Below are 3833 nucleotides of genomic sequence, written 5' to 3'. Positions count from 1 at the left end.
CCGCCATATTCGCCTTCGGGGATGACGCCCTCGAAGTCGATATATTCGATCGGGTGGTCCTCGGTCTCGACGGCAAGCCGCTTGTCGGCCGGGTTGAGCGAGGGGCCGCGCGGGACAGCCCAGCTCTTCAGCACGCCGCCGATTTCGAGGCGCATGTCGTAGTGATCGGCGGTGGCGTGGTGCTTGTGGACGACGAAGCGGTTGGAGCCCTCGGAGGCGAGGCCGCCCGCGGGCTCGGGGGTGCGGGAGAATTCGCGCTTGGCGCGGTAGGGTTTGAGGTTGGCGGGCATGGATCAGGCGCCGAAGAACGCAATGGAATACGACGAACGCCGAGTTCCTTCGCCCCCCTCTCTGTCCTGCCGGACATCTCCCCCTCTAGGGGGGAGATTGGCAGTTTGAGCGCCGGCACCTCTCTTGCAACGGTGGCGATTGGCGAAACCGGCGGCGACATCTGATCTCCCCCCTTGAGGGGGAGATGTCCGGCAGGACAGAGAGGGGGGCTGTCCCGCCAGCATCTGAGATTTTCCTATAGCGCGGCGGAGCAAAGGAAAGAGATCAATCGTCGATCGCCGGCGTCAGTTCCAGCTCGGCCGGGGTCAGCCCCTGCCTCAGCTGGCTCAGCCGGAACTCGTCGACCCAGTAGGCCTCGCCGTCGACCAGCACGCGGGCGCTGTAGGTGCCGCCGGAAAAACGCTGCGCGGTGACATAGACCTTGTGGCGCTCGAGCGCGGACTTCACCGCGGCGCGGCGGGACTTTTCTCTGGAGACGGGACTGGCCATGGCCTCACTCGAACACGCTGCCGCCGAAGGATGCGGCTGTCACAAGCATGGCGGAGAGCGGAATGTGAGTCAATTTGGCCAGCGCAGGCCGCCCGCTCACCGCCCCGCCCGTAGCCGCCGCCAGCGCTGCATGAAGTCCTGCGCGAGCTTGAACAGGCGCGGGTTGTCGCGCACGAAGGCGACGCCCCGGCCGCGATATTTGATGGCGCCGCTCGCGGCCAGGCCCTTCAGCGTGATGCCGTAGCAAAGTTCGGACAGAACCGACTTCACCGCGCCCATATGCTCCTTGTAGCTCTGGTTGCCGACCGACAGGTCGAAATAGTCGAAGCCCTGCCCGCGGCCCCAGCGGATCAGCTCGCCCATGATGCACAGCCCGGGCGAAACGTTGGGCACCGCGGCCTGGTCGATCGAGACCAGCAGCGCATGCAGTGTGCCGAGATGGACCGCAAGGTACTGGACCGCGACCATGACGTCGCCGGCGCGCAGGCCGAAGACGCGTACCGAACCGTCCTTCAGACCGCGCTGCGCCGCGCTTCGGTAGAACTCGGCGACCGGCGGCCGCGCCAGGAGATCGAACCGGCCGAGCTCGCGAAAACGGCTGAGCCGCATTTCGACCAGCTTGCCGAAAATCGAGTCCACCAACGCCGGCGTGTCGGCTTCCACCAACGCCAGGCCACCATTGCGGTCCAGACGGCGCAGGTCCTTGTTGAGGGCCTTGACGAAGGACGGACGGCAGATGCGCTTGACGACGGTGTCGGCGTCGCCATCCATGGCGATGCCGTAACGGGAATGGATGGAATCGCGCGCCGGCGAAAGCAGCGCCAGGGGATTGGCGACGCCGCCGATCTCCTTCGGGATACCGGTGATGTGGATGCGGTCCGCCGGCGGCAGCACGGAAAGCACCGCCGCCCAGGCGGCCTCGGCGGACTGCCTTGTCCAGGGCGTGGCGTCGGCGAGCAAGGGTGCCGCGTAGTCGCAGACCCCGCAGCTCAACCACTCGACCACCCAATGGCCGAACGCGCGGCGCCGCATTAGCGGCACGAGCATGACCGGTTCGGCCGTCGCGGCGTCCCGCAATTCGACGATGGCCAGTTCGGCTTTCGGGGGCATGAGCCGCTCGACGATCCCCTCGGCCCAGGCGAAATGCTGGTGGCCGGTGCACACGCCGGTCGTCTCGAGACGCAGCCAGAGCGGCTTGGCCGTTTCGAGGCTGGTGTGCAACTGCGCCACGTAAGCGATGCCAGCGGCGCCGGCGTGCGGCGCGGCCTCGCCCTCGGCCAGGCCGGTCGTCATCGCGGCCATCGGCATTGCCTGGCTTGCCACATCATTCTCCTATCGTCTCTGCACGGCGAGCGTCGCCGCGCGGCGCCAGGCGCCGACCATCGTGGGGCGCTGCTCGTTGGGGTGCTTGAGGTTCCACATGCGGTTGGCCGTGAAATACCATGAGGCCACCAGCACGAAGGTCTCCGACACCGCGGCGCCGGCCAGCGCCCATGTCGACGGCGCGACGGCCAGCAGGATGCCGATCGTCGCCAGCCCGACGATCGCGCCGGCCATGGTGATGAAGGCGACGATGCGGAAATCGCCCAGAATCTCGAGGACCACGCGCGGCATCACATAGGCCATGATCGGCACGAAGTTGGCGATGGCGAAGAGCCCGATCAGGCCGACCGAGGCATGCTGCAGAGCCTGCGATTTGATCATCGGCAGGATGAACAGGACGCCGCAGCCATAGGCCAGGCTGCCGCAACCCATGACAAGCGCCCAGATCTTGGCCTGCGTCCAGACGCGGTCGAACTCCTTGTTGCGCACCAGCTTTGCAAGTTCCGGCTGCAGCATGTTCGAGAAGGCTAGACTGGAGATGCGCAGCGGCGCGAACAGCACCAGCACCGCCGCCAGCGGGGCGTAGGCGGCAGGCCCGGCGATGCCCGCGACCAGCAGCGCCAGGGATTGCCCCTGGATGTTGGTGGTGGTGGCGCTGAACCCCGACCAGCAGAGCTGCGGCCAGAGCTTTGCATAGCGCCGCCAGGTCGGCGCGCGAAACGAGACGCGCAGCCTGCGGCGCGCCAGTTTCACCAGCACCGCGATGCCGACGATATTGGCCGCGGCAAGTGCGTAGAAAGTGGTCTGAAGCGCGTTGGCGAAGAACCAGATCGCCGCTGCCGCCAGCACTATGCCCGCGATCGTGAATGCGGCGTCGCTGATGGAGACGACGAGTTGCATGCGGCGCGCGAAGAATGCCGTACGCATATGGCTGCGCAGCGACCAGGCGCAGACGAAGCAGGCGGCGCCGATGCCGCTCGGGTCGCCCAAGAGGCGCATCAGCAGCCCCGTGCCCAGCCCCATCAGCAGCGCCACCACCAGCGCCGCCGATCCGAAGGTCATGTCATACGCGTCGACGCCGGCGCTGTTGGTGCTCTTGCCCATCCATATTGCGGCCGGAACGGCGGTGAGCGAGCGGATATAGGACAGGCCGACGCCGCCCATCACCATGGCCAGCGCGAAGAGGCCGTAACCTTCGGCCGACAGAAGATGCAGCAACGCGATGTTGAGGGCGAAATGGAAGCCGCTCTGCATCGCCTCGCCGCCGATCATCAGCATGAGGCGCCGCACCAGATGGGCCGGGAAGGTGAACTTCACGGGCTCGTCTCCGCCTCGCGGGCGACGCCCGCCCGTCCCCGCCGCGGCGTGGCCTTCAGCTTGTCGGCCACGATCGCCACGATCGCGGCGGCGGCGATATGCTCGCTGAAGAGCGTCTCGTAGCGCGTACGGCCGGCGGCGGCGAAGCCGCGCCAGAGCTCCGGCCGCTGGATGATCTCGCTGAGCTTGCCGGCAAAGGCCTTGGCATCCCCCGGCGGCACATGCCAGCCGGTCTCGCCGTCGGCCACCACTTCCACCAGTCCGCCGATCGCCGACACCAGCGGCGGCCTGCCCCAGCCCATCGCCTCGATGGCGACGCGACCGAGCGATTCCGGGCGGCGCGACGGCACCGCCACGATATCCGCCCAGCGATAGTGGTCGGTCGGGTCGGAGACGAAGGGCAGCACCTCGAC

General features: G+C 67.5%; 5 protein-coding genes. All 5 read right to left on the bottom strand.

Going from position 1 to position 3833, the window contains the following annotated elements; genetic code table 11:
* Positions 1-290 (bottom strand): DNA polymerase ligase N-terminal domain-containing protein (locus EOA28_RS28140; RefSeq protein ID WP_281060932.1); only part of this gene is annotated, 290 nt, incomplete at its 3' end.
* A 265-nt stretch (positions 291-555) separates the two neighbouring features.
* Positions 556-780, bottom strand: a complete 225-nt coding sequence (locus tag EOA28_RS28130; protein ID WP_126083307.1) for a hypothetical protein — start codon at positions 778-780, stop codon at positions 556-558.
* Positions 781-876: 96 nt separating this feature from the next.
* Positions 877-2103, bottom strand: a complete 1227-nt coding sequence (locus EOA28_RS28125) for a GNAT family N-acetyltransferase (protein WP_127253783.1) — start codon at positions 2101-2103, stop codon at positions 877-879.
* Between the two features lie 9 nt (positions 2104-2112).
* Complete coding sequence (locus EOA28_RS28120) at positions 2113-3420, bottom strand: hypothetical protein (RefSeq protein WP_126083309.1); 1308 nt, start codon at positions 3418-3420, stop codon at positions 2113-2115.
* On the bottom strand, positions 3417-3833 hold a 417-nt coding region (locus EOA28_RS28115; protein ID WP_128315501.1), incomplete at its 5' end, for a glycosyltransferase family 4 protein. The genes EOA28_RS28115 and EOA28_RS28120, both read right to left, overlap by 4 nt.

This window comes from Mesorhizobium sp. M2A.F.Ca.ET.067.02.1.1, assembly GCF_004023285.1.
GTDB lineage: Bacteria > Pseudomonadota > Alphaproteobacteria > Rhizobiales > Rhizobiaceae > Mesorhizobium.
The sequence above is the reverse complement of the archived record's forward strand: the minus strand, read 5'-3'. Positions and strand labels throughout refer to the sequence as shown.